This window comes from Microbacterium sp. Leaf179, assembly GCF_001423785.1.
Taxonomy (GTDB): Bacteria; Actinomycetota; Actinomycetes; order Actinomycetales; family Microbacteriaceae; genus Microbacterium.
In genome coordinates this window covers 703,915-728,532 of sequence record NZ_LMPH01000001.1, presented here as the reverse complement: position 1 = coordinate 728,532, position 24,618 = coordinate 703,915, and the positions used below count along the sequence as shown (strand labels likewise).

At 70.3% G+C, this 24,618-nt stretch carries 18 protein-coding genes; 7 read left to right on the top strand and 11 right to left on the bottom strand.

The features are described from left to right. Positions 1-242: 242 nt before the first annotated feature. The 4 genes from rpoC to pxpA form a co-directional block, all read right to left on the bottom strand. Positions 243-4,118 carry a DNA-directed RNA polymerase subunit beta' gene (gene rpoC / locus ASF96_RS03335; protein ID WP_055833560.1) on the bottom strand — a complete coding sequence of 1,292 codons (3,876 nt, stop codon included), beginning with the start codon at positions 4,116-4,118 and terminating at the stop codon, positions 243-245. A 56-nt stretch (positions 4,119-4,174) separates the two neighbouring features. Beyond that, on the bottom strand, positions 4,175-7,672 hold the full coding sequence (rpoB, locus tag ASF96_RS03330; RefSeq protein WP_055833556.1) for a DNA-directed RNA polymerase subunit beta: 3,498 nt from the start codon (positions 7,670-7,672) through the stop codon (positions 4,175-4,177). 271 nt (positions 7,673-7,943) lie between these two features. Next, positions 7,944-9,536, bottom strand: a complete 1,593-nt coding sequence (locus ASF96_RS03325) for an urea amidolyase family protein (RefSeq protein WP_200934061.1) — start codon at positions 9,534-9,536, stop codon at positions 7,944-7,946. Between the two features lie 11 nt (positions 9,537-9,547). Further along, a complete protein-coding gene (gene pxpA / locus ASF96_RS03320; RefSeq protein WP_055935928.1) occupies positions 9,548-10,300 on the bottom strand; it encodes a 5-oxoprolinase subunit PxpA in 753 nt (250 codons plus the stop codon). 268 nt (positions 10,301-10,568) lie between these two features. Between pxpA and ASF96_RS03315 the strand changes: the two genes are divergently transcribed. Continuing rightward, a complete protein-coding gene (locus ASF96_RS03315) occupies positions 10,569-12,236 on the top strand; it encodes an ABC transporter ATP-binding protein (RefSeq protein ID WP_055935925.1) in 1,668 nt (555 codons plus the stop codon). 278 nt (positions 12,237-12,514) lie between these two features. On the opposite strand, the gene ASF96_RS03310 is transcribed toward ASF96_RS03315, so the two are convergent. The 3 genes from ASF96_RS03310 to ASF96_RS03300 form a co-directional block, all read right to left on the bottom strand. Next, positions 12,515-13,420, bottom strand: a complete 906-nt coding sequence (locus ASF96_RS03310) for an ABC transporter permease (protein ID WP_235560547.1) — start codon at positions 13,418-13,420, stop codon at positions 12,515-12,517. Between the two features lie 53 nt (positions 13,421-13,473). Further along, entirely contained in the window at positions 13,474-14,478 is a 1,005-nt protein-coding gene (locus ASF96_RS03305; RefSeq protein ID WP_055833544.1) for an ABC transporter permease, read from the bottom strand. An 84-nt stretch (positions 14,479-14,562) separates the two neighbouring features. Then, positions 14,563-16,230, bottom strand: a complete 1,668-nt coding sequence (locus ASF96_RS03300) for an ABC transporter substrate-binding protein (RefSeq protein ID WP_055935922.1) — start codon at positions 16,228-16,230, stop codon at positions 14,563-14,565. 324 nt (positions 16,231-16,554) lie between these two features. Here ASF96_RS03300 and ASF96_RS03295 point away from each other — a divergent pair, with 324 nt between their 5' ends. The 3 genes from ASF96_RS03295 (at position 16,555) to ASF96_RS03285 (ending at position 18,562) form a co-directional block, all read left to right on the top strand. Next, positions 16,555-17,421, top strand: coding sequence for a spermidine synthase (locus ASF96_RS03295; RefSeq protein WP_055935918.1), 867 nt, complete (start codon positions 16,555-16,557; stop codon positions 17,419-17,421). 94 nt (positions 17,422-17,515) lie between these two features. Continuing rightward, entirely contained in the window at positions 17,516-18,043 is a 528-nt protein-coding gene (locus ASF96_RS03290; protein WP_055833535.1) for a tetratricopeptide repeat protein, read from the top strand. A 30-nt stretch (positions 18,044-18,073) separates the two neighbouring features. Then, on the top strand, positions 18,074-18,562 hold the full coding sequence (locus tag ASF96_RS03285; RefSeq protein WP_055833532.1) for a SprT-like domain-containing protein: 489 nt from the start codon (positions 18,074-18,076) through the stop codon (positions 18,560-18,562). A gap of 7 nt (positions 18,563-18,569) precedes the next feature. Here the strand turns inward: ASF96_RS03285 and ASF96_RS03280 are convergent, their stop codons facing one another. Beyond that, the gene (locus ASF96_RS03280; protein ID WP_055935916.1) at positions 18,570-19,193 is read right to left on the bottom strand and encodes a 2-phosphosulfolactate phosphatase; all 624 of its coding nucleotides are present in this window, start codon (positions 19,191-19,193) and stop codon (positions 18,570-18,572) included. A gap of 85 nt (positions 19,194-19,278) precedes the next feature. Between ASF96_RS03280 and ASF96_RS03275 the strand changes: the two genes are divergently transcribed. After that, the gene (locus ASF96_RS03275; protein WP_055935914.1) at positions 19,279-19,785 is read left to right on the top strand and encodes a hypothetical protein; all 507 of its coding nucleotides are present in this window, start codon (positions 19,279-19,281) and stop codon (positions 19,783-19,785) included. A gap of 55 nt (positions 19,786-19,840) precedes the next feature. Here ASF96_RS03275 and ASF96_RS03270 read toward each other — a convergent pair whose 3' ends face one another. From ASF96_RS03270 to ASF96_RS03260, 3 genes are all read right to left on the bottom strand, one after another. Continuing rightward, on the bottom strand, positions 19,841-20,488 hold the full coding sequence (locus ASF96_RS03270) for a response regulator (RefSeq protein WP_055935912.1): 648 nt from the start codon (positions 20,486-20,488) through the stop codon (positions 19,841-19,843). 79 nt (positions 20,489-20,567) lie between these two features. Continuing rightward, a complete protein-coding gene (locus ASF96_RS03265) occupies positions 20,568-21,749 on the bottom strand; it encodes a sensor histidine kinase (protein ID WP_055935911.1) in 1,182 nt (393 codons plus the stop codon). 63 nt (positions 21,750-21,812) lie between these two features. After that, complete coding sequence (locus tag ASF96_RS03260; RefSeq protein WP_181016003.1) at positions 21,813-22,301, bottom strand: Lrp/AsnC family transcriptional regulator; 489 nt, start codon at positions 22,299-22,301, stop codon at positions 21,813-21,815. A gap of 107 nt (positions 22,302-22,408) precedes the next feature. Between ASF96_RS03260 and ASF96_RS03255 the strand changes: the two genes are divergently transcribed. After that, on the top strand, positions 22,409-23,806 hold the full coding sequence (locus ASF96_RS03255) for a DUF6421 family protein (RefSeq protein ID WP_156458696.1): 1,398 nt from the start codon (positions 22,409-22,411) through the stop codon (positions 23,804-23,806). A gap of 85 nt (positions 23,807-23,891) precedes the next feature. Continuing rightward, the gene (locus ASF96_RS03250; RefSeq protein WP_055937647.1) at positions 23,892-24,590 is read left to right on the top strand and encodes an SDR family NAD(P)-dependent oxidoreductase; all 699 of its coding nucleotides are present in this window, start codon (positions 23,892-23,894) and stop codon (positions 24,588-24,590) included. The last annotated feature ends 28 nt before the right edge of the window (positions 24,591-24,618 follow it).

The window sequence follows — 24,618 nt, the reverse complement described above, 5'->3', positions numbered from 1 at the left end:
GTTCCTCCTCGACCACGGTAGGCGCACTCCCCCCGCCGAAGCGGTCCTCGACACGCCGTGGGAGCGAGCCCGACCCGCGTGCGCTTTCGCATCGACGGAACGGGGCGCGGTCGCGACCGCCGCCGTGCGCGGACATGATCCGGTCACGCACGCCATCCCCGCTGACACGACGAAGGCCCCCGGCGTGAACCGGGGGCCTTCGGGGAATCAGGATGCCGCACCGAGGTGCGGCATCCGTCGATTCAGTTGTACGTACCGGGCGTGAAGTCGTCCGACGAGAAGCTGTCGAAATCGACGTAGCTCAGGTCGGCGTCGCTGTACGCGCCGTCCGAGGCGAAGATGCGGTTGGGGTACCGCTCGCTCTTGGCCTCTTCCGTCGCCTCGACCGTGACGTTGCGGTACTTCGCAAGTCCGGTTCCGGCGGGGATGAGCTTTCCGATGATGACGTTCTCCTTGAGGCCGACGAGCGGGTCGCTCTTGCCCTCCATGGCCGCCTGCGTCAGGACGCGGGTGGTCTCCTGGAACGACGCGGCCGACAGCCACGACTCCGTCGCGAGCGACGCCTTCGTGATACCCATCAGCTCGGGACGACCCGACGCGGGGCGCTTGCCCTCGCCGACCGCCGCGCGGTTGATGTTCTGGTACCGCTTGAAGTCGACGAGCTCACCCGGGAGCAGGTCGGTGTCGGCGTGGTCGACGACGGTGACCTTGCGGAGCATCTGACGGACGATGACCTCGATGTGCTTGTCGTGGATCGGCACACCCTGCGAGCGGTACACGCCCTGGACACCGTTCACGAGGTACTTCTGCACCTCGCGGGCACCCTGCACGCGCATGACCTCCTTGGGGTCGAGCGTTCCGACCTGGAGGGGCTCACCCACCGAGACGTGCTGGCCGTCTTCGACCAGGAGCGTCGCGCGCTTCAGGACGGGGTAGACCACCGGCTCGTCGCCGTTGTCGGGCGTGAGGATGACCTTCTTGGCCTTGTCGGTTTCGTCGATCGTGATGCGGCCGTCGGCCTCGGCGATCGGCGACGCACCCTTGGGGGTACGGGCCTCGAAGAGCTCCTGCACGCGGGGCAGACCCTGCGTGATGTCGTCGGCCGACGCGGAACCACCGGTGTGGAAGGTACGCATCGTCAGCTGGGTACCGGGCTCACCGATCGACTGGGCCGCGATGATGCCGACGGCCTCGCCGATGTCGACGATCTTGCCGGTCGCGAGCGAACGGCCGTAGCACTTCGCGCACACACCGACGGCGGAGTCGCACGTCAGGACCGAGCGGACCTTGATCGACTCGATGCCACCGGCGACCAGCTTGTCGATGAGCACGTCGCCCACGTCGTCGCCGGCCTCGGCCAGAACCGTGCCCTGCGCGTCGACGACCTCGGTCGCCAGCGTGCGGGCGAACACGGAGTTCTCGACGTTGGCATCCATGACCAGCGCGCCGCTCGAGTCGGCCGCGGCGATCGGGAGCTCGAGGCCCTTCGACGTGCCGCAGTCTTCCTCGCGGATGATGACGTCCTGCGAGACGTCCACCAGACGACGGGTCAGGTAACCCGAGTCAGCGGTACGCAGAGCGGTGTCGGCCAGACCCTTACGAGCACCGTGCGTCGCGATGAAGTACTCGGCGACCGAGAGACCCTCACGGTACGACGAGATGATCGGACGCGGGATGATCTCACCCTTGGGGTTGTTCACCAGGCCGCGCATACCCGCGATGTTGCGGATCTGCAGCCAGTTACCACGGGCGCCCGACGAGACCATGCGGTTGATGGTGTTGTCGGCGGGGAAGTTGTCCCGCATCGCCTTCTGGACCTCGTCGGTCGCCTCGGTCCAGATCTTGATGAGCTCCTGACGACGCTCGGCGTCGGTGGTGAGACCCTTCTCGTACTGCGCCTGGACCTTCGCGGCCTGCTTCTCGTAGCCCGCGACGATCTCGCCCTTGTTGGGGGGCGTGAGGATGTCGCTCAGCGCCACCGTCACACCGGAGCGCGTGGCCCAGTAGAAGCCGGCGTCCTTGATGCGGTCGAGCGATGCCGCGACCTCGACCTTGGGGTACTCCTCGGCCAGCTTGTTGACGATCTGCGACAGCTTGCCCTTGTCGGCCTGCTCGCGAACGAACGGGTAGCCCTTGGGGAGGGTGTCGTTGAAGATCGCCTGACCGAGCGAGGCGTCGACGAGACCGTGCTTCTCGTAGCCCTCGGGCGCCTGGCCCTCGAGGAACGTCAGACCCGGGATGCGGATGCGCGCCTTGGCCTGCAGGTCGAGGGTGCCCTCGTCCTTGGCCAGGATCGCTTCGCCCACCGAACCGAACGCACGGCCCTCGCCCGACGCACCCTCCTTGAGGGTGGTGAGGTGGTGCAGACCGATGATCATGTCCTGCGAGGGCAGGGTGACCGGACGGCCGTCCGACGGCTTCAGGATGTTGTTCGACGCGAGCATCAGCACGCGGGCCTCGGCCTGAGCCTCGACCGACAGGGGCAGGTGGACAGCCATCTGGTCACCGTCGAAGTCGGCGTTGAACGCCGCGCACACGAGCGGGTGCAGCTGGATGGCCTTGCCCTCGACGAGCTGGGGCTCGAACGCCTGGATGCCGAGACGGTGCAGGGTGGGTGCACGGTTCAGCAGCACGGGGCGCTCGCGGATGATCTCTTCGAGCACGTCCCAGACCTCGGGACGGAAGCGCTCGACCGCACGCTTGGCGGCCTTGATGTTCTGGGAGTGACCCAGGTCGATCAGGCGCTTGATCACGAAGGGCTTGAACAGCTCGAGAGCCATCTGCTTGGGCAGACCGCACTGGTGGAGCTTGAGCTGGGGTCCGACGATGATGACCGAACGACCCGAGTAGTCGACGCGCTTGCCCAGCAGGTTCTGGCGGAAGCGACCCTGCTTTCCCTTGAGCATGTCGCTCAGGGACTTCAGGGCGCGGTTGCCGGTACCGGTGACGGGGCGACCACGGCGGCCGTTGTCGAACAGGGCGTCGACGGCCTCCTGCAGCATGCGCTTCTCGTTGTTGACGATGATCTCGGGGGCACCGAGATCGATCAGACGACGGAGGCGGTTGTTGCGGTTGATCACACGACGGTAGAGGTCGTTGAGGTCGGAGGTCGCGAAGCGGCCACCGTCGAGCTGCACCATGGGACGCAGCTCCGGCGGGATCACCGGAACGACGTCGAGCACCATGGAGGCCGGCGACATGCCGGTCTGCAGGAACGAGTTGACGACCTTGAGTCGCTTGATCGCGCGGATCTTGCGCTGGCCCTTGCCCTCGGAGATCTGCAGGTGCAGGTTCTCGCTCTCGGCGGCCAGGTCGAAGATCTCGAGGCGACGCTTGATCGACTCCGCGCCCATGTGGGCCTCGAAGTACTGACCGAAGCGGTCCTGCAGCTCGTGGAAGACGTCGTCCTCGGGCTTCAGGGCACCGACCTCGAGCGTGCGGAAGTCTTCCCACACGCGCTCCAGCTTGGCGATCTGCTCGTCGGCACCCTTGCGGGTGGCCGTCATCTCTTTCTCGGCGGCGTCCTTGACCTTCTTCTTCTGGTCGGCCTTGGCGCCTTCCGCCTCGAGGGCGGCGAGTTCCTCTTCGAGCTTGGCCAGGCGAGCGGCGATGCGGGCATCGCGGCGGTCGCCGAGCGTCTTCAGCTCGAGGCGGATGTTGTTCTCCTGCATGGCGAGGTCGCGGTGACGAGCATCTTCGTCGACCGAGATCACCATGTAGGCGGCGAAGTAGATGACCTTCTCGAGGTCCTTCGGCGCCATGTCGAGCAGGTAGCCCAAGCGCGAGGGGACGCCCTTGAAGTACCAGATGTGCGTGACGGGCGCGGCGAGCTCGATGTGGCCCATGCGCTCGCGACGAACGGAGCTCTTGGTGACCTCCACGCCGCAGCGCTCGCAGACGATGCCCTTGAAGCGCACGCGCTTGTACTTGCCGCAGGCGCACTCCCAGTCGCGGGAGGGCCCGAAGATCTGCTCGCCGAACAGGCCGTCCTTCTCGGGCTTCAGCGTGCGGTAGTTGATCGTCTCGGGCTTCTTGACCTCACCGAAGGACCAACGACGGATGTCGTCGGCGGTGGCCAGACCGATACGGATCTGATCAAAAGTGGTTGATTCGAGCACTGGTTCTCCTGTGTCGGAATTCTCTGAAATCTGAGCTGGGTCGCTGAGCTAGGAGCTCAGATCTCGTCGATCGACGAGGACTCGAAGCGGCTGGAGATGTTGATGCCGAGCTCTTCCGCAGCGCGGAAGGCGTCGTCGTCGGTGTCACGGAGGTTCACAACCGTGCCGTCGGCCGAGAGGACCTCGACGTTCAGGCAGAGCGACTGCATCTCTTTCATGAGCACCTTGAACGACTCGGGGATGCCGGGCTCCTGGATGTTCTCGCCCTTGACGATCGCCTCGTACACCTTCACGCGGCCGAGGATGTCGTCGGACTTGATCGTCAGGAGCTCCTGCAGCGCGTACGCGGCACCATAGGCCTCGAGCGCCCACACTTCCATCTCTCCGAAGCGCTGACCACCGAACTGCGCCTTACCACCGAGCGGCTGCTGGGTGATCATCGAGTACGGGCCCGTCGAACGCGCGTGGATCTTGTCGTCGACGAGGTGGTGCAGCTTCAGGATGTACATGTAGCCGACCGAGATGGGCGCCGGGAACGGCTCTCCGGAGCGGCCGTCGAACAGCAGCGTCTTTCCGGTGGAGTCGACCAGACGGTCACCGTCGCGGTTCGTGATCGTCGAGTCGAGCAGACCCGCGATCTCGGCCTCGAACGCACCGTCGAATACCGGGGTGGCGACCTTCGTGCCGGGGGCTGCTTCGCGAGCGGCCTCGGGCAGGTTCGTCGCCCACTCGGGCGTGCCCTCGACCTTCCAGCCCTGCTGCGCGATCCATCCGAGGTGCAGCTCGAGCACCTGGCCGAAGTTCATTCGACCCGGGATACCGAGCGGGTTCAGGATGATGTCGACCGGCGTGCCGTCGGACAGGAAGGGCATGTCCTCGATCGGGAGGATCTTGGCGATGACACCCTTGTTGCCGTGGCGGCCGGCGAGCTTGTCGCCCTCGGTGATCTTGCGCTTCTGGGCGATGTAGACCACGACGCGGCGGTTGACGCCCGAGCCGAGCTCGTCGTCACCGTCTTCGGCGTTGAACTCCTTGACGGCGATGATCGTGCCCTGCTCGCCGTGGGGCACCTTCAGCGAGGTGTCACGGACTTCGCGGCTCTTCTCGTTGAAGATCGCGCGGAGCAGACGCTCTTCGGCCGAGAGCTCGGTCTCGCCCTTGGGCGTGACCTTGCCGACCAGGATGTCGCCGGGGCGAACCTCGGCACCGATGCGGATGATGCCGCGGTCGTCGAGGTCCTTCAGCAGGTCGGGGCTGACGTTGGGGAGGTCACGGGTGATCTCCTCTTTACCGAGCTTGGTGTCGCGCGCGTCGACCTCGTACTCCTCGATGTGGATCGACGACAGCGTGTCGTCCTTCACGAGGTCCTGGCTGAGGATGATCGCGTCCTCGAAGTTGTGGCCTTCCCAGGTCATGAACGCCACGAGGAGGTTCTTGCCGAGGGCGAGCTCGCCGTTCTCGGTCGCGGGACCGTCGGCGATGACCTCGCCGGCCTCGATGCGCTCGCCGGCCGAGACGACCACGCGCTGGTTGTACGACGTGCCCTGGTTGGAGCGGTCGAACTTGCGGAGGAAGTAGTCCTGCGTGCCACCCTCGTCGAGCTGGACGGTCACGACGTCGGCCGAGACCTCGAGCACCACACCGGCCTTGTCGGCGGTGACGACGTCACCGGCGTCGATGGCGGCGAAGCCCTCCATACCGGTTCCGACGATGGGCGATTCACTGCGCACGAGCGGCACGGCCTGACGCTGCATGTTCGCACCCATGAGGGCGCGGTTGGCATCGTCGTGCTCGAGGAACGGGATGAGCGAGGTCGCCACCGACACCATCTGGCGCGGCGAGACGTCCATGTAGCCGATCTCGTCGTTCGGGAACAGGTCGACCTCGCCACCCTGACCGCGGCGGGCCAGGATGCGGTCCTCCACGAAGTGACCGTCGGCCTGCAGCGCGACACCGGCCTGAGCGACGATGTGGTCGCTCTCTTCGCTGGCGGTCAGGTAGTCGATCTGGTCGGTCACGCGACCGTCGACGACGCGACGGTACGGGGTCTCGATGAAGCCGAACGCGTTGATGCGCGCGAACGAGGCGAGCGAGCCGATCAGACCGATGTTCGGGCCTTCAGGCGTCTCGATGGGGCACATACGGCCGTAGTGCGAGGGGTGGACGTCACGGACCTCGACGCCGGCACGCTCACGCGACAGACCACCCGGGCCCAGCGCCGACAGGCGACGCTTGTGGGTCAGACCCGCGAGCGGGTTGTTCTGGTCCATGAACTGCGACAGCTGCGAGGTTCCGAAGAACTCCTTGATCGCGGCGACGACGGGGCGCACGTTGATCAGCGTCTGCGGCGTGATCGCCTCGATGTCCTGCGTGGTCATGCGCTCGCGGACGACGCGCTCCATGCGGGACAGACCGGTGCGGACCTGGTTCTGGATGAGCTCGCCGACAGCGCGGATGCGGCGGTTGCCGAAGTTGTCGATGTCGTCGGTGTCGAGGCGGATGTCGGCGGACTGGCCACCGCGCACGCCGTCGAACGACGCGTCGCCGCGGTGCAGACGCACCATGTACTTGATCGTGGCGACGATGTCGTCGACGGTCAGCACCGAGTCGCTCAGCGGCTTGTCGAGACCGAGCTTCTGGTTGATCTTGTAGCGACCCACCTTGGCGAGGTCGTAGCGCTTCGAGTTGAAGTAGAAGTTGTCGAGCAGCGCGCGGGCGGCCTCGGCGGCGACCTGCTCGCCCGGACGCAGCTTGCGGTAGATGTCGCGGAGGGCATCTTCCTTCGTGAGGATGGTGTCCTTCGAGAGCGTCTCTTCGATCGAGTCGAAGCCGGCGAACTCGGCGAGGATGTCTTCGCTGGTCAGGCCGAGGGCCTTGAGGAAGACGGTGACCGACTGCTTGCGCTTGCGGTCGATGCGCACGCCGACCTGGTCGCGCTTGTCGATCTCGAACTCGAGCCAGGCGCCTCGCGAGGGGATGACGCGGGCCGACACGATGTCCTTGTCGGACGTCTTGTCGGGGGTCTTGTCGAAGTAGACACCGGGCGAACGCACGAGCTGCGAAACCACGACACGCTCGGTGCCGTTGATGATGAACGTGCCCTTGTCGGTCTGGAGCGGGAAGTCGCCCATGAAGACCGTCTGGGTCTTGATCTCACCGGTCTGGTGGTTCATGAACTCGGCCTCGACGTAGAGCGGGGCGGCGTACGTCTTGCCGCGCTCCTTGCACTCTTCGATCGAGTACTTCTCGGGCTCGAGATAGGGGTTCGTGAACGAGAGCTGCATGGTCTCGCTCAGGTCCTCGATCGGGGAGATCTCCTCGAAGATCTCTTCCAGACCGCTGATCTCGGGGACGTCGGTCCGGCCGACGGCCTGAGCCTCGGCGACGCGCGCCTTCCAGGCCTCGTTACCGACGAGCCAGTCGAACGACTCGGTCTGCAGGGCGAGCAGATCGGGAACGGTCAGCTTGTCGGAGATCTTGGCGAACGAGAGGCGGGATGCGCCGCGTCCGCTCTTGGGGGTGGTGGTGGTGGATGCGGTGTTCGCAGCAGCCAAGGGAATAACCTCCAGAAGCCCGGGCGAGGGGCTCGTGATTCCTTGTCGTCAGGTGGAGTGCGTTCCTGCCCCGAAAACCCACCGTCGCACACCGCGATGATGCGGGGACGGGCAGGCTCAGCCGACCACCATATGAGGGCAGGGGGAATCGAGGAGCGCAAAGTCCAAGCATACGCGGGAGGACGCGCCGTGTCCAGTCCGATTCTTGACGACCTCGCACACCTGCGGTATAAACGCGCACGCCTGTCCGGCGGGGCGGCCGAATCGGCGGTCAGGCACGCCGGAATCGCACGGCATCACCCGGCCGCGCCTGCGCCAGCGCGTCGAGCGCGGCATCCGTCACCGCGGCGATCACGGGGTATCCCCCGGTCACCGGACCGTCGGCGAGCAGCACCACCGGTCGCCCGTGCGGCGGCACCTGGATCGCGCCGGGGCGCATGCCCTCGCTGGGCAGCTCGTCGTGACGCGTGCGCTCCAGCGGGGGTCCGTCGAGACGCATGCCCACGCGATCGGAGTGGGTCGACACGGTCCACTCCGCGTCGACCAGCGTCGGCCACGCCGAGGGAGCGAACCAGTCGGCGCGGGGACCGGCGGTGATGCGCACGTCGATCACAGTCGACGGCACCGACCACGGGAACGCGTCGACGACCGGGATCGGGGATGCCGGGTCCCCCGCGCGAACGCCCTCACCCGCGCGGAGGGGCGCGGGGCCGAGCCCGGCCAGCACGTCGGTCCCGCGCGAGCCCAGCGCCACCGGCGCGACGACGCCGCCCCGCACGGCGAGGTAGCAGCGCAGCCCGGCGCGGACGGCCCCGATCTGCAGCTCGGCTCCGGCGGGAACGAGCACCGGCGCGTAGGCATCCGCGGTCCTCCCGTCGACGCGCACCTCGGCGAACGCGCCCGTGACGCACACCCACGTGTCGCTCTCGGCCCGGGCGCCGAAACCGCCGAGGGCGATCTCGAGGCCCGCGGCACCCTCGTCGTTGCCGACGAGGCGGTTGGCGATGCGGAGCGCGGCGCGATCCACGGCGCCCGAGCGCGCGACGCCGAGGGCGGCACGGCCGGGTCGACCCAGGTCCTGCACGGTGGTGAAGCCGCCGGGGGCGAGCACGCGGAGGGCGGGCGGGGAGTCCGCCTCCGGCGTGGGGCGAAGGGAGGGCGAGGGAGGAGGGGAGGGCGAGTCACCGGCATCCCCTCCTCCGCTCGTCCCTCGCCCTCCGCTCGCCCCCGATCCCGGCGCGGAGGGTGCGGCGGCGGCGACGCGGGCGCGCTGCGCCACGAACCGCGCGCGCGAGCGAGGTGGGAGCAGCACCGGGTCGGCGGCATCCGGATCGAAGAGCACGGCGTCGGTCGAGGCGATCAGGCGCCAGCCGCCGGGGGTCTCGCGCGGATACGCTCCGCTGAACTCCGCGGCCAGACCCACCGCCCCCGCGGGCACGCGGGTGCGCGGCTGCGTCAGGCGCGGCACGTCGAACGGCCAATCGGCGCTGACGAGGTAGGCGAACCCGGGGGCGAAGCCCGTGAACGCCACCGTCCACTCCGCCCCGGCGTGGCGGGCCACGAGATCGGCGACGGGGATGCCGAGGAGCGCGGCGGTGTCGTCGAGGTCGGCGCCGTCGTAGCGCACCGGCACCTCGACGAGGGGGCCGGGTGCGACGGCATCCGGGGTCGTGCCGGCGGCGGCCACGATCCAGGAGCGGACGGCGTCGGCCGACGTGCGAGCGGGATCGAACCCCACGAGGACGGTCCGCGCAGCGGGGACGAGCTCGTCGACGCCGGCGGGCGGATCGGCGGCGAGTGCGGCGTGGAGCGCCAGGACCGCGGCGAGGTCGGCGACCTCGGCGAGCACGGCTCGCTCCCCCATCGGCCGGAGCGTCACCACGGCGCGCGCACCTCGATGCCCGAAGCGTCGAGGGCCCCGCGCACCGCCTGGGCCATCGCGACCGCCGAGGGAGTGTCGCCGTGCAGGCACAGGGAGGCCGCCTCGACCGCGATGCGCGTGCCGTCGACGGCCACGACCTCGCCCTCGCGCACCAGACGCAGCGCCCGCTCGGCGACGCGCGCGGGGTCGTCGACGAGCGCCCCCGGTTCCCCGCGGGGCACGAGCTGTCCGTGGGCGGTGTACCCGCGGTCGAGGAACGCCTCGCGCACGAAGGGCAGGCCCGCCGCTGCCGCGGCTTCGGCGATCGCCCCCGCAAGACCCAGCACCGGCAGGGCGCGGCCGAGCCGGGCGGAGAGGTCGGCGACCGCGGCGACGACGGCTGCGGCCTGCGAGGCGTCGTCGATCACCGCGTGGTACAGCGCCCCGTGCGGTTTGACGTAGCGCAGGTCGGCACCGGCCGCGGCGAGCGCGTCGAGCTGGGCGGCGATGCTCGCCCGGAGGTCGTCCGGGGCGGGGTCGCGCCGGACACGGCCGAAGTTCGCGCGGTCGTCGTACGAGGGATGCGCGCCGACCGCGACACCGAACCGCGCCGCCCGTTCGACCGAGGCGCGCATGGAGACGGCGTCTCCGGCGTGTCCCCCGCAGGCGACGTTGGCGCTGGAGACGACGGCGAACATGGCCTCGTCGTCGGCGGTCGGCATCCCGACGACGGTCTCGCCGAGGTCGGCGTTGAGGTCCACGCGCATGGAGCCACCGTAACGCCGCGATGCGCGCGTACGGGGGTCGGCGGCGCGGGCGCACCCGGGGGGGGGCGGCGGCGCACGGCGGCGCGGCCCGTCGCGGACGGTTGCCGGCGCACGGCGCGCACAGCTCCTGCACCGTCCGTGCGGCGGGCGCACACCGACGGTGAGCGGGCGCATCCGCCTGAGTCGTGCGGATCCGAGCGCGTTACGGGGGTGTGACGATCGGGCGGAAGGGGTGGGCAGAACGAGCAGCGCGGGCGAGGATGGTGGGATGACCTCCGATGTCGCCGGTCCCCCCGCTCCGGCATCCCCCCTGCCCCTTCTCTCGGTCCGTGATCTCGCGGTCGACTTCGCCACCATGGACGGCCCCGTGCGGGCCGTCGATGGGGTGGATCTCGACATCCACGCGGGTGAGACCATCGCCATCGTCGGCGAATCCGGCTCCGGCAAGTCGACGACCGCCATGGCGATCATCGGTCTGCTCGCCTCCGGGGGCCGCGTGGCCCGCGGCCAGATCCTGCTCGACGGCGAGGACCTCACCACCTTCGGCGAGGCCCGCATGCGTCAGGTGCGCGGCCGGCAGATCGGCCTGGTGCCCCAGGACCCGATGTCGAACCTCAACCCCGTCGCGAAGATCGGCACGCAGGTCGCCGAGACGCTGCTCGCCCACGGCCTGGCCGACCGCTCGAGCGTGAAGGGCAAGGTCGTCGAGGCGCTCGAGGCGGCGGGACTGCCGGATGCCGAGAAGCGGGCGACGCAGTACCCGCACGAGTTCTCGGGCGGTATGCGCCAGCGCGCGCTCATCGCGATCGGCCTGGCCTGCCGGCCGCGCCTGCTGATCGCCGACGAGCCGACGAGCGCGCTCGACGTCACCGTGCAGCAGACGATCCTCGACCAGATCGACAAGCAGACCGACGAGCTGGGCGCGGCCGTGCTCCTCATCACCCACGACCTGGGTCTCGCCGCGGAGCGCGCATCGAGAGTCGTGGTCATGCACCGCGGGCGCGTCGTCGAGCAGGGGCCCGCACGCCAGATCCTCGAGAACCCCCAGCACGAGTACACGAAGTCGTTGGTGGCGGCGGCGCCCTCGGTCGCGGCCGTGCGACTGCGCCCCGAGGACTTCCGCGGCTCGCGCGCCGCCGAGCCGGTGCGCGACCACATCGTCGAGATCTCGAACCTCACCAAGGTGTACCCGACGAGGGGGCGGGGCGACGACTTCCGCGCCGTCGACGACGTGTCGCTCGCGATCCCCCGCGGTCAGACCGTCGCCATCGTGGGCGAGTCGGGGTCGGGCAAGACGACGACCGCGCGCATGCTGCTGAAGGTCGTCGAGCCCACGAGCGGATCGATCACGTTCGACGGGCAGGACGTCGCGGCTCTGAAGGGCGACGCCCTGCGGCAGTTCCGCCAGAAGGTGCAGCCGATCTTCCAGGACCCGTACTCGAGCCTGAACCCCATGTTCACCGTCGAGCGCATCGTCGAGGAGCCCCTGTCGTTCTACAAGCGCGGCTCCAAGGCGGAACGCGCGAAGCGGGTGCGCCAGCTGATGGACGACGTGGCCCTGCCGGCATCCATGCTGCGCCGCTACCCCTCGGAACTGTCGGGCGGGCAACGGCAGCGCGTCGCGATCGCCCGGGCCCTCGCCCTCTCGCCCGAGCTGATCGTGTGCGACGAGCCGGTGTCGGCGCTCGACGTGCTCGTACAGGCGCAGATCCTCGACCTGCTGGGCGACCTGCAGCGCGAGTACGGCCTGAGCTACCTCTTCATCTCGCACGACCTGGCGGTGGTGCGCCTGATCAGCGACTACGTCTGCGTGATGAAGGACGGGCGCCTGGTCGAGGCGGCATCCAGCGAAGAGGTCTTCACCAACCCCCGCGACCCGTACACGCGCCGCCTGCTGGCGTCGATCCCGGGCAACGAGCTGGGCTTGGCGGGCTGAGGCAGCGCGCGGTGCAGCGGGCGATGTCCCCCGGCACCCGCTGGCCCACGGCCCCGCGGCACGTGCGCTGAGGCACGTCCCACTTGGTGCGAGAAACGGTCGGCAGACCTGCACGAAGTGGGACACGGCACCCACCGCCGGCGGCGCAGCGGCTCACGCGCCGGGGCATGTCCCACTTCGTGCGAGAAACGGTCGGCAAGACTGCACGAAGTGGGACATGGATGCCGCGCCGACGACGGACCGGCCCCGACCCGCGCGAGGCCGGGGACGGGCGCCCGCTACCGCGCGCGGGTGCGGGGGTCCATCGCCTCGCGGAGCGACTCGCCCAGCAGCGTGAAGCCCAGCGCGGTCACGGCGATGCAGATGCCCGGCAGGAACGCCAGCCACGGGGCGATCGCCAGCTCGGCCTGCGCGTACGTGAGCATGCGGCCCCACTCGGCGGTCTGAGGCAGCCCGCCACCGAGGCCCAGGAACGACAGTGCGGCCGCGTCGATGACGGCGGTCGCGAGGGTGAGCGTGCCCTGCACGATGACCGGCCCGACGCTGTTGGGCAGCACGTGGGTCATCGTGATCGTCCGTCGACTGAGGCCCAGGGTCTGGGCCGACAGCACGTAGTCGGCGCCGCGCTGCTGCAGCATCGAGGCGCGCAGGAGCCGTGCGAACACCGGCACCTGCGACGCACCGATCGCGATCATGATCGCGAGCTGGCTCTGGCCGAGGATGGCGGCGATCGAGACGGCGAGGAGCAGGTTCGGCACCGAGAGCAGGATGTCGACGAAGCGCATGACCACCGCGTCGACCCACCCGCCGAACATGCCCGCCAGCAGCCCCAGCGCCATGCCGCCGATGAGGCCCATCGCCGTCGAGATGACACCGATCTGCAGCGACGCCTGGGCGCCCCAGATGAGCTTCGACAGCACGTCGCCGCCGAAGCGGTCGAGACCGAGGGGGAACTCGGCCATCTCGCCCGGCCCCGGAATGTCGGTCGGCGTGATGAAGCGCTGTCCGGGCAGGGACTCGGCCGGGTACGGGGCGAGCAGCGGCGCGAGGGCCGCCACGAGCAGGAACGCCAGCACGATGATCGCGCCGATCCAGGCGACGGGACTGTGGCGGAGCCGCTGGAACACGTCCTGCCAGAATCCGCCCCCGCGCGCCTGGGCGGCGAGGAGCTGGCCGTCGACGATCGCGTTGTCGTCGACGGGACCGCCGCTGGGGGCGGGAGGGAGGATGCCGGAGCTCACTGGACTCTCACTCTCGGGTCGATGACGCTGTACGACAGGTCGACCAGCAGGTTGATGAGCGCGTACGCGATCGCGATGAAGATGATGAACCCCTGCAGCACGGGGAAGTCGCGCGTGAAGATGGCCCGCGCGAGGAACTGCCCGATGCCCGGGAAGGCGAACACCGTCTCGGTGAGCACCGCCCCCGAGATGAGCAGGCCCGCCTGCAGTCCCACGGTGGTGATGACCGGCAGCATGGCGTTGCGCAGGATGAAGCGGTTGCGCAGCGTCGAGCGGCCGATGCCCTTGGCGCGGCCGGTGCGGACGTAGTCGGCGTTCTGCACCTCGAGCACCGAGGCGCGCGTGATGCGCACGATGATCGCGAGCGGGATCGTGCCGAGCGCGACCGCCGGCAGGATCAGGTGCAGCACGGCATCCCACGACGCGTCGAACTCCCCGGTGATGAGCCCGTCGAAGACGTAGAGGTTCGTGTAGTGCGTCGCGTCGATGCGCGGGTTCTGGCGACCGTCGGAGGGCAGCCAGCCGAGCTGCACGGCGAAGACGTACTTGAGGATGAACGCCAGGAAGAACACCGGGATCGTGATCCCGATGAGGCTCAGCACGACGGCGGTGTGATCCCAGATCTTGCCGTGACGGCGCGCGGCCCAATAGCCGAGCGGGATGCCGATGCCCACCGCCACGATGAGCGCGCCGATCGACAGCTCGAGGGTGGCGGGGAAGCGGCGCACGAACTCCTCGAGCACCGGCCGGCCGGTCTGGATCGAGGAGCCGAAGTCTCCGGTCATCAGACGCCCGAGCCACGTGAAGTACTGCACGTAGAGGGGTTCGTTGAAGCCGTAGAGCTCGTTGATGCGAGCGACGGCGGCGGGGGTGGCCCGCTCACCCAGCAGGGCGACGGCGGGGCCGCCCGGGAGCGCGCGCACCCAGGCGAAGAGCAGGACGGACAGACCGAACAGAGTGGGGATGAGCAGGAGCAGGCGCCTGCCGATGGTGCGGAGCACGGGTTCTCACAGGGTGTCGGGAACGGGGGGACGCGGAACCGCGGGCCCCGGCGTCGTCACGACGCGGAGCCCGCGGCATCCGGATCACTCGGTGAGTTCGATCTCGTTGTAGACCTCGTCCTGCACGGGGCTGGCGGGGTACGACTTCACCCGGGGTGCGAACGCGAGCGTCGGCACGGGGTTGGCCAGCGGGATGCCGGGGAGGAACGTCGCGATCTGCTCGTTGACGGCCTGGTAGGCCGGGTCCTGCTCGGCCTCGGTCGCGAGGCCGCGGGCCGAGGTGAGAGCCGAGAACAGCTCCGCGTTGTCGAAGCCCCACTCGTTGGACGTGCCGCCGAAGAACGTGCCCACGAAGTTGTCGGGGTCGTTGTAGTCGCCGGTCCAGCCGAGCAGATGGATGCCGTGCTCGCTGCCGCCCTGGATCAGGTCGAGGTACTCGCCCCACTCGTTGGACACCGGGTTGAGCACGATGCCCACGGCCTGCAGCTGCGACTGGAGGTTCGTGAAGATCTGCTCGGGGTTCGGCATGTACGGGCGCGAGATGTTGACCGGGTAGTTGAAGGTCAGCGTCAGCGGGTTGGCGTCGGTGAAGCCGGCTTCGGCGAGCAGGGCCTTGGCGGCGGCCTGATCGAAGTCGTACGTGGTCACGCCGGAGTTGAAGCCGATGACGCTGTCGGGCATGAACTGCGAGGCCACCGTGGTGCCCTCAGGCAGCACCTGGGTGACCAGCTGCTGCTTGTCGATGGCGTGGGCGATGGCCTGGCGCACGCGGATGTCGCCGAGCGCCGGGTCGGCCTGGTTCATGCCGAGGTACAGGATGTTGAACGGGTCGCGGTTGGTGAGCATGTAGCCCGCGGACTCGAGCGCGCCGAGGTCGGCGGGGGCCACGAGGTCGTACCCGTCGATCGAGCCGGACTCGAGCGCCTGGCGACGAGCCGTGGTGTCGCCGATCACGCGGAAGATGACCTTCTGCACCTGGCCCTGGTCACCCCAGTAGCCCTCGTAGGCGTTGACGGTCGCCTCGGCGCCGGGCTCCCACGAGTCGAACTGGAACGGACCCGTGCCGGTGGGGTGGCCCTGGGCGTACTCGCTGAGGGTCGGCGCCTCGGCGGTTCCGCCCACCTCGTCGGCCTGGTACTCCTGCAGCGCGGTGGGGCTCTGCATCGCGAACGCGGGGAGCGACAGCGCGGGGATGAAACCGGCGAACGGTTCGGTCAGCGTGATGGTGACCTCGGTGGGGCTTCCCACCTCGCAGCCGCCGTAGATCGAGGTGCCGGTGTCGGCGTATCCGCGCATGATCTTGCCCCAGTAGTAGGACAGGCTCTCGGACTGCGCGATGCCGGTGAAGTTGTTCTGGCGATCGAAGTTGAAGCAGACGGCGTCGGCGTTGAACTCGGTGCCGTCGTGGAAGGTCACGCCCTCTTTGAGCGTGAAGGTGTACGACAGGCCGTCGTCCGACTGCTCCCAGCTCTCGGCGAGCATGGGGGCGGGGTCGGCGGTGCCCGACTCCACGCCGACGAGGCCCTCGAAGATCTGCCGCGAGATGCGGAACGACTCTCCGTCGCTGGCGAAGGCGGGGTCGAGGCTGGACGGATCGCCCGAGGCGCCGAACACGAATGTGGAGTCGACGTCACCGCCGGCGTCGCCGCCGCCGTCGTCGTCGCGCTGACTCGTGCAGCCCGACAGGGCGAGCGCGCCGATGGCGACGGTGGCGCCGCCGACGAGCAGACGTCGTCGAAGAGAACTGAGCATTTTCGGTACACCTTCAGGGGGGAAAGGGAGGAGAACGACGGCGCTGTCACGTCATCGTGCCGCGCTCCGCTTGCTGTGTTCCCCCGACCGTACAGGGCGGGCGGCGTCGTGCCCATTGCCCGCGTGTATCGATCGTGTTTCGAGAATCCGGCATCCTGATGCCCTCCCAGGCCACCGATGGCGCATTCCGCCCATCCCCCCGCCGCCGCGGTGCGCACCCTGCCCGCCTCGGGCAGCGCGAGGAGCCGAGAGTCGTCGCTTCGCGGCCAGGGCGTGCGTCGGGGTTCGGCATCTCGCGCGACGGGGCCCGGCTAGCGTGGAGGGATGGCACGCATGCGCATCGAACCCGACGACGCCCCCACGGCGCGACTGTCGGACGGATCGACCGCGCGGGTGTCGCCGTCGGGCTTCGTCTCGGGATGGGAGCTGGTCGTCGACGCGACCCCCCAGTCGCACGTCGACCTCGACGATCCCACCCACCTGCACTTCGAATACGTCGCGCGCATGGGAGCGGTCATCGACCGCCTGCGGATGCCGGGACAGTCGCTGACCGCGGTGCACCTGGGCGCGGGGGCCCTCACCCTCCCCCGCTACGTCGAGAGCACCCGCCCCGGCTCCCGCCAGCAGGTGATCGAACTGGAGCCGGCGCTCTGGGATCTCGTGCGCGAGAACCTCCCCCTTCCCCGCGGCGCCGCGATCCGCGTGCGCATCGGCGACGCGCGCGCCGGTCTCGCCAAGCTCCCCGCCGGGCTCACCGGCGCCGTCGATCTGCTCGTGAGCGACGTGTACTCGGGCGCGCAGACCCCGGCGCACCTGACCACGGTGGAGTTCTACCGCGACGCCGCGCGTCTGCTCGCCCCCGACGGCGTCCTGCTCGTCAACGTGTCGGACGGCCCCGGCCTCGCCTTCGCCCGACGACAGGTCGCCACGATCCGCGCGGTGCTGCCCGAGGTGATCGTGCTCGCCGAGGTGCAGGTGCTCAAGGGCCGCCGCTTCGGCAATCTCGTCGTCGCCGCCTCCGCCGCCCCCCTGCCCGTCGAATGGCTCCCGCGTCTCATGGCGGCCGGTCCCCACCCCGCGAAAGTGGCCCAGGGGGCCGAGATCGAGGAGTTCATGCGCGGGGCGCGGGCGTCGACCGATGCCGACGCGACGCCCTCACCCAAGCCCTCGGCGTCGATCTTCGAACGGTGACGGCGGCGTGTTCGCGCCCCGACCGCGTGGCGCGGGCGTTCTGAGCGCGCCTGCCACGCAAACTGGAACTCCTGCCCGACCGAGAGGAGCGACGGTGAGCTACATCCACGGGTACGACCCCGACACGTTGCGCGAGGTCACCGACTCTCGCGAGTGCGCGGAACGACTCGAGGAGATCGGTTCGCAGCGCAGCCTCCATGCCCTGCTCGAACGCGTGTGGCTGCTGAAGGTGCTCGACCGCTTCGACGAGGCCCTCGTCATCTCGGACCAGTCGGTGCGCGTCGCCCGCATGGCCGGCACCCGCCGCGACCTGCTGCGCGCCCGCATCCTGCACGCCACGATCCTGCAGTGCCGCGGGGCGTTCGCCGCCGCCGAGCAGGAACTCACCATGTGCGCCGACGAGGCCGAGGGCCAGGGGTGGGCCAGCATCGCCGCCTTCGCCCTGCAGCACCGCGGCAAGGTGCACTACGACGAGGGCGACTACGACGCCGCGCGCCGCGACTTCAAGCAGGCGCTCTTCCTGCGCCAGAACGCCGGCGCGACCGATGCGCAGCTCGAGTCGACCCTGCTGGCGATCGACGCCGCCGAGCGTCGACGCACGCGCGAGGTCGTCGCGAGCTGAGTGTCGTAGGCCCCGCCTAGGCTTCCCGTCATGTCCGATCTGCACCGCGTACGAGTCTGGGCCGAGGCGTTGATCGCCCTGCACCTCGACGCGTCGTGGACGTTCGCGTTCGACAACGCCAAGCGCCGCGCGGGTCTGTGCGACTACGGCCGCAAGCGCATCAGCGTCTCGCGCTACCTCACCGCGCGTTACGACGACGACACGAACCACCAGACGCTGCTGCACGAGGTGGCGCACGCCCTCGCCGGAGCCCGGGCCGGCCACGGCGCGGCGTGGAAACGCACCGCGCGCGAGCTCGGGTACGTCGGCGGAACGACGCACGCGGGCGAGACGGCCACCGAGCTCGCGCCGTGGGTCGGCACCTGTCCCGCCGGCCACGTCGCCTACCGGCACCGCAAGGCCACGCGTCCCACCTCGTGCGCGAAGTGCGCGCCCACTTTCGACCCGCGCTTCGCCCTGTCGTGGGTGCGGCGCGAGATCTCGCCCGCGGTGCGCCTGGCCGCCTCCACGCCGCGCTGAGCGCGCGTCAGGGGGCGACGAACGCTCCGTCGCGCAGCACCGGCACGACCGATGCGGCGTCGCGCGCGGCCGCGGCCAACACCTGCTCGCGCTGCCCGTCGGCGGCGAGCGCGCGCCCCGTGCCGCTGGCCGTGAGCAGGTGGCGCACGGCCCCGCCGAGAGCGCGGAAGCCCTCGCCGGCGACGGCGGCGTCGGGCGAGGCGTGGTCGATACCGAGGTCGCCCAGAGCGGCGACGACGGCCCCGGCGCCCAGCAGGTCGTCGACGGCGAAGCGGAGTCCCTCGGCATCCGTGCCGTCGGGGTACCCCGCCGCGACGATCGAGATGCTCGTGCGCTCGCCGCGCGTGCGCTGCACCTCGAGCACGTGCGCGGCGACGGCGGCAGCGTTGCGCAGACCTCCCACCACGACGTGCGCCCCGGTCGCGGCCGAGGCGCGGACGAGGGCCGCGGCCGCATCGTCGACGGCGTCGAGGGGTGCCCCGGCTTCGGCCGCCGCCAGGGCGCGCGCCGACAGGCCGAGGGTCTGCACGAGGACCACGACGTGGGCGTCGGCCAGGCGGGAGAGGCCCGCGCCACCCCACTCCAGCCGCACCTGGTAGTCGGACTGCGAGAGGGCGGGGTGTTTCGGCATCCTCCGAGCCTAGAACGGTGGAGCGTCACCGCGTGTTCGTCAAGCGGTACCGACGAAGACGGCCACGTCGGGCACGATCGGTGACATGCGCATTCTGCTGAAGTTCGTCATCGACTGCGACCCGGATGCCGCGTGGCGGGCGCTGCACTCCCCGCGCGCCGTCGCGGAACTGTACGGCCCCCTGCTCGAGGTCGACGCGCTCGGCACCATGCCCACCTCGTTCGAGTCGGGGGACGACGTTCCGGTGCAGATGAGCGTCGCCGGCATCTTTCCCGTCGGCCGGCAGCTGATCTCGGTCGCCGATCGTGAGACCCACGACGGCAACGGCCGCGTGCGGGTGTTCCGAGACTGGGGGGTCCCGTTGACCGGCCCGCTGGCGAGCCTCGATGTCTGGGACCACCAGATGGCGGTCTCGGCAGCCCCGGGCGAGGAGGGCCGCACCCTCTGGCGCGAGCGACTGACCATCGGCGGCGCCGCCGCCCCGGCGCTCTGGCCGGGACTGTGGGCGACGTGGCAGTGGCGCGCGGCACGCATCCGGGCGCTCGCCCCGACCTGGGCCCACGACCCCGAGGCATCTCCCTCCACGCCCTGACCGCTTCGCGCCGGCGTGGGGTGCAGGCAGGCGCGGACTCGACGCGGGGCGCGGGTCAGGCCAGGCCGTGGCGGAACGCGAAGACCACCAGCTGCACGCGGTCACGCAGGGCGAGCTTGGTGAGCACGCGGCTGATGTGCGTCTTCACCGTCGCCTCCGACAGGAACTCGCGCTCTGCGATCTCGGCGTTGCTCAAGCCCGCCGCGGCGAGCGCGAAGATCTCCCGCTCGCGGTCGGTGAGGCTCGCGTAGCTCGCGGGCACCGGCTCGGCGCCGCCTTCGGCGATGTGCGCGAACAGCGTCCGCGTCGCCTCGGCGGCGATCACGGCGGAGCCGGCGTGCACGGTGCGCACCGCCGAGAGCAGGAACTCGGGCTCCGAGTCCTTCAGCAGGAACCCGCTCGCTCCGCGTTGGATGGCCCGCGCGGCGGCCTCGTCGAGGTCGAAGGTGGTCAGCACGACGACGCGCGGGGGCGCGGGTTCGCTCAGGATCTCCGCCGTGGCGGTCAGGCCGTCCATGACCGGCATTCGCACGTCCATGAGCACGAGGTCGGGGCGGGTCGCCCGCACCACGTCGATGCCCTCGCGCCCGTCGGAGGCCTCGCCCACCACCTCGAGATCGGGCTGCGAGTCGATCACCATGCGGATGCCCGCGCGGAACAGGACCTGGTCGTCGACGAGGACGATACGGATGGGAGCGGTCATGCGCGCGGTTCCTCTTCTGGTCGAGCGAGGGTGCGGCATCCCCTGCGCCGATCGAGTCCGGCGGGGGCGGGGGCGGGGCTCACGCCGGGCGCCCGATCGGCAGGGTCGCCCGCACGACGAACTCGCCGTATTCGGGTTCGGCCGTGAGTCGGCCGCCGACCAACTGCGCGCGCTCGCGCATGCCGATGAGGCCGTGACCGCCCGGCGCGGCCGGGGCGACGGATGCCGTGGCACGGGCATTGCGGATCGACAGCTCCACCCGGTCGGGCCACCACGCCAGGTGCACGCGGACACGTGGGTCGACGCCGTGCCGCAGGGCGTTCGTGAGGGCTTCCTGCATGATGCGGTAGACCGCGAGCTGGATGGCGGCGGGCGGTTCGCCGGGCGGGGAGGGATCGACCTCGGCGGTGACCACGAGGCCCGCCGCGCGCATGCGGGTGTACAGCGTCTCGATGTCGGCGAGGGTGGGCTGCGGCCCCTCGGCCTGGCTGTGGCGCAGCTGCGTGAGCAGCAGGCGCACGTCTCCGAGGGCGGCGCGTGCCGTCGACGAGATCGTCGAGAGCGCAGCCGTCGTGGCCTGCGGGTCGGTCGCGGCAGCGTAGCGCGCACCGTCGGCCTGCGCGATGACGACGGCGAGCGAGTGGGCGACGACGTCGTGCATGTCGCGGGCGATGCGCACCCGCTGCTGCTCGGCGATCGTCTCGGCCTCGGCCGCCCGCTGCGCCCTGCTGTTGGCGGTCGCACGCATGGCCGTGCGCACCAGCGCCCCCGACACCCACGCCAGCATGAGCGCGAACCCGGATGCCAGCAGCAACGCGGCGACCGCGAACCACTCGTTCGCGGTGAGTGGCGCCGTCACCCCGCGACCGACGAGGTACAGCGGCACGATGATCGCCCCGGCGATCGCCGAGGCGAAGCCGCCCCAGAACACGCGGCGCGTCCCGTAGGCCGCGGTGGCGTAGAGGACCGCGAAGATGGCGACGTCGCTGGGCGACGGTTGCCGCCCGAAACCCATCTGCAGCAGCGCCCCCGCCCAGGCGAAGATCAGCGCCAGGGCCGGTTGCAGGCGGCGCAGCGCCACGGCCACGGTCAGGGCCACGGCCACCAGCATCCCGCCGAGCGTCTCGAGGGCCAGGTCCACGCCGGCGGTGGCGCCCGACCCGCCCGCGAGTTCTGTGGCGATGGCGAGCAGGCCGAAGACGAGGGCGATGCCGAGGTCGGTGACCAGTTGGTATCGCTGCAGCGGGCGCGGAGTGAACATCGCGGCCACGCTACGCGCCGCGGGTGGGCTGGGCATCCGTCTCGCGATGTATCTCGGCCGCGCTCACGCGGGGAAGGCGGCGGGCTCGATCGGGCGCGCCTCGAAGAAGGTCTGCAGCACCACCGTGGTGCGGGTGTTGACCTGGGCTGCCGCCCGGATGTCGCGGATGAGCGTCTCGAGGTCGCGCGGCGTGGGCACGCGCACGAAGAGCATGTACGCCGCCTCGCCCGCGATGGAGTGGCACGCCTCGATGGCGGTCAAATGCGACAGGAGTTCGGGGGCGTTGTCGGGCTGGGCCGGATCGAGCGGCGTGATCTCGACGAAGGCGGCGAGGGGCCGGCCGAGCGCCTCGGCGTCGAGCACGGGGCGGTATCCGCGCACGATGCCGCGCGACTCCAGTCGGCGCAGTCGGGACTGCACGGCCGACACCGACAGCCCGACGCGCTCCGAGAGGTGCGAGAGCGTGGCGCGCGCGTCGAGCGAGATCTCGCGGACGATCGCGGCATCGACGGAGTCCTCCAGGCGCGCGGCGCGGGCAGGGGCCTCGGTCATGCGCTCGACAGTAGCAGGGCGTGCGGGGGTCGACCTGGCGGTGTCCGTAAGTTTTCCGTTAGCATGCCACTTCAGCAGGAATATTTACAGCCTGATCGGAGGATGCCATGACCATCGCCACGCCTTCCCGTGCCGCGCACGATCTGCTCGACGGCCGAGCCGTCGACGACGTCGAACACACCCCCGCGTGGGCTCAGCTCAAACGAGCCGCCACCGCGCTGCACACGCTGCAGGCGAAGGACGGCTCGATCGACGACACCGCCGCCGCCGGTCCCCTCGTCGACGAGATCGTCGAGGCCATCGGCGCCCTCGCCCCGCTGTTCCCCCACGACGACGCCTACCTCACGGCCTCGGTCGCCGACTTCCGGCGCTGGCAGGACGAGGGCCTCGGCACACCCGACTTCCTCGACTCGCTCGTCGCCTTCCAGCCGCAGGAGCACCGGGTCGACGGCATCCGTCATCTCGTCGTCTTCCCGATGTATACCCAGAACGGCTCGAGCAATCGCCACGTCGAAGCGGTGCTCGTCGAGGCCATCTGGCCCGAGTTCATCGCGCGTCTCGAGACCGAGTACACCAACCGCCTGTTCGTCTCGCTGCGGCTGATCGACTTCACACCCGGGTACGACACGAACTCCGCGGTGCTCTTCCCCGAGACCGTCGCCATGCGCGAGGTCCCCACCTTCACGTGGGGGGCGATCTTCCAGGACCGCGAGGCCGCGCGCTACCGTCGCGTCACCCGCGCCGCCGCCGACATCACCAAGCTCGAGCTGCCCGCCGAGGCCGCGCGTCTGCTCGATGACCAAGACCTCGCCGAGCAGACGTTCGTCATGTGGGACCTCATCCACGACCGCACGCACATGCGCGGCGACCTGCCGTTCGACCCGTTCATGATCAAGCAGCGGATGCCGTTCTTCCTCTACTCGCTCGAGGAGCTGCGCTGCGACCTCACGGCGTTCCGCGAGTGCGTGTCGCTTCAGGCCCGACTGTCGGCCCGCGACGACCTGGATGCCGCCGAGATCGCCATGCGCGAGCACGCCGGCCTCGTGCAGTACGCCGTGATCTTCGACCGCATCTTCCGCTTCGCCATCACCGGCTCGCGCGTGCGCAACTACGACGGCCTCGGCGGACAGCTGCTCTTCGCCTGGCTGCACCAGCACCGCGTGCTGCACTGGACCGACACCTCGCTCGCGTTCGACTGGGACGAGGTGCCCGCCGCGGTCATCGCGCTGGCCGACGCGATCGACGAACTGTACTGGCGCTCGATCGACCGCCCCAAGGTCGCGCACTGGCTCGCCGCGTACGACCTCGTGCGCGCGGTCGTCACCCCGCACCCCGCCTCGGTGTGGGCGCGGGGACTCTCGGACGACGTACTCGCCGGGCTCCCGAAGGGGTACACCGACGCCGTCCTGGATGACGAGTTCCCGCTGTCGATGTTCTTCGAAGCGCTCGAGAAGAAGATGCGGCCCGTGATCGCATCGACCGAGGGGATCCGCGGGACGGACTGACGCGGGAGCGGGGTACGGCCGTACCCTGGCTCTCGCGGGATCGACGACGTGGGCGACGGGGCCCGCTGGGGGCGAGGGGATGACGATGACCGACGCACGCAACGACGACGAGGGAGTGCGGGGGCGCACGGTGCTGCTCGCGGGCGGAACGAGCGCCGCCGGACACGCCTGCGCGCGCGCACTGCTCGACACCGGGGCGCGCGTCGTCGTGGTGGGAAGCTCCGACGAACGTCTGGCGACGATGGCGGCGGATCTGCCGGGCATCGCCGTCGAACGCTGCGATCTGACCGACGAGCGCGCCGTCGGTGAACTGCGCGATCGCGTGCGCGCCGAGCACGGTCCCATCGACGGCTTGCTGCACCTGGTCGGTGGCTGGCGGGGCGGCGGGGGCCTGGCCGGACAGAGCGACGACGACTTCGCCTTCCTGCTGCAGTCGGTGACGGCGCTCCGGCACGTGAGCCGCGCGTTCGACGACGACCTGCGCGCCTCCTCCGCGGGGCGCTTGGCGATCGTGTCGTCGAACGCGGTGGAACGTCCGCTCGCGGGTGGGGCGAACTACGCGACGGCCAAGGCGGCATCGGAGACCTGGGTGCGCGCGGTTGCGCAGGGCTACGCGAAAGCGGCCCGCGACGCCGGGCGGGAGCCGACGGCCGCGGCGGTCATCTTCCGCGTCACCAGCCTGTCGGGGCTCGAGGACGCCCTCGCCGCGTCGTTCATCGCCCTGTGGGATGACGACGCGACCGCCTGGAACGACGTGACGATCGGTATCGACGCTCCCGCCTGACCGCGTCAGCGGTGCGGGTTCCGCGGCG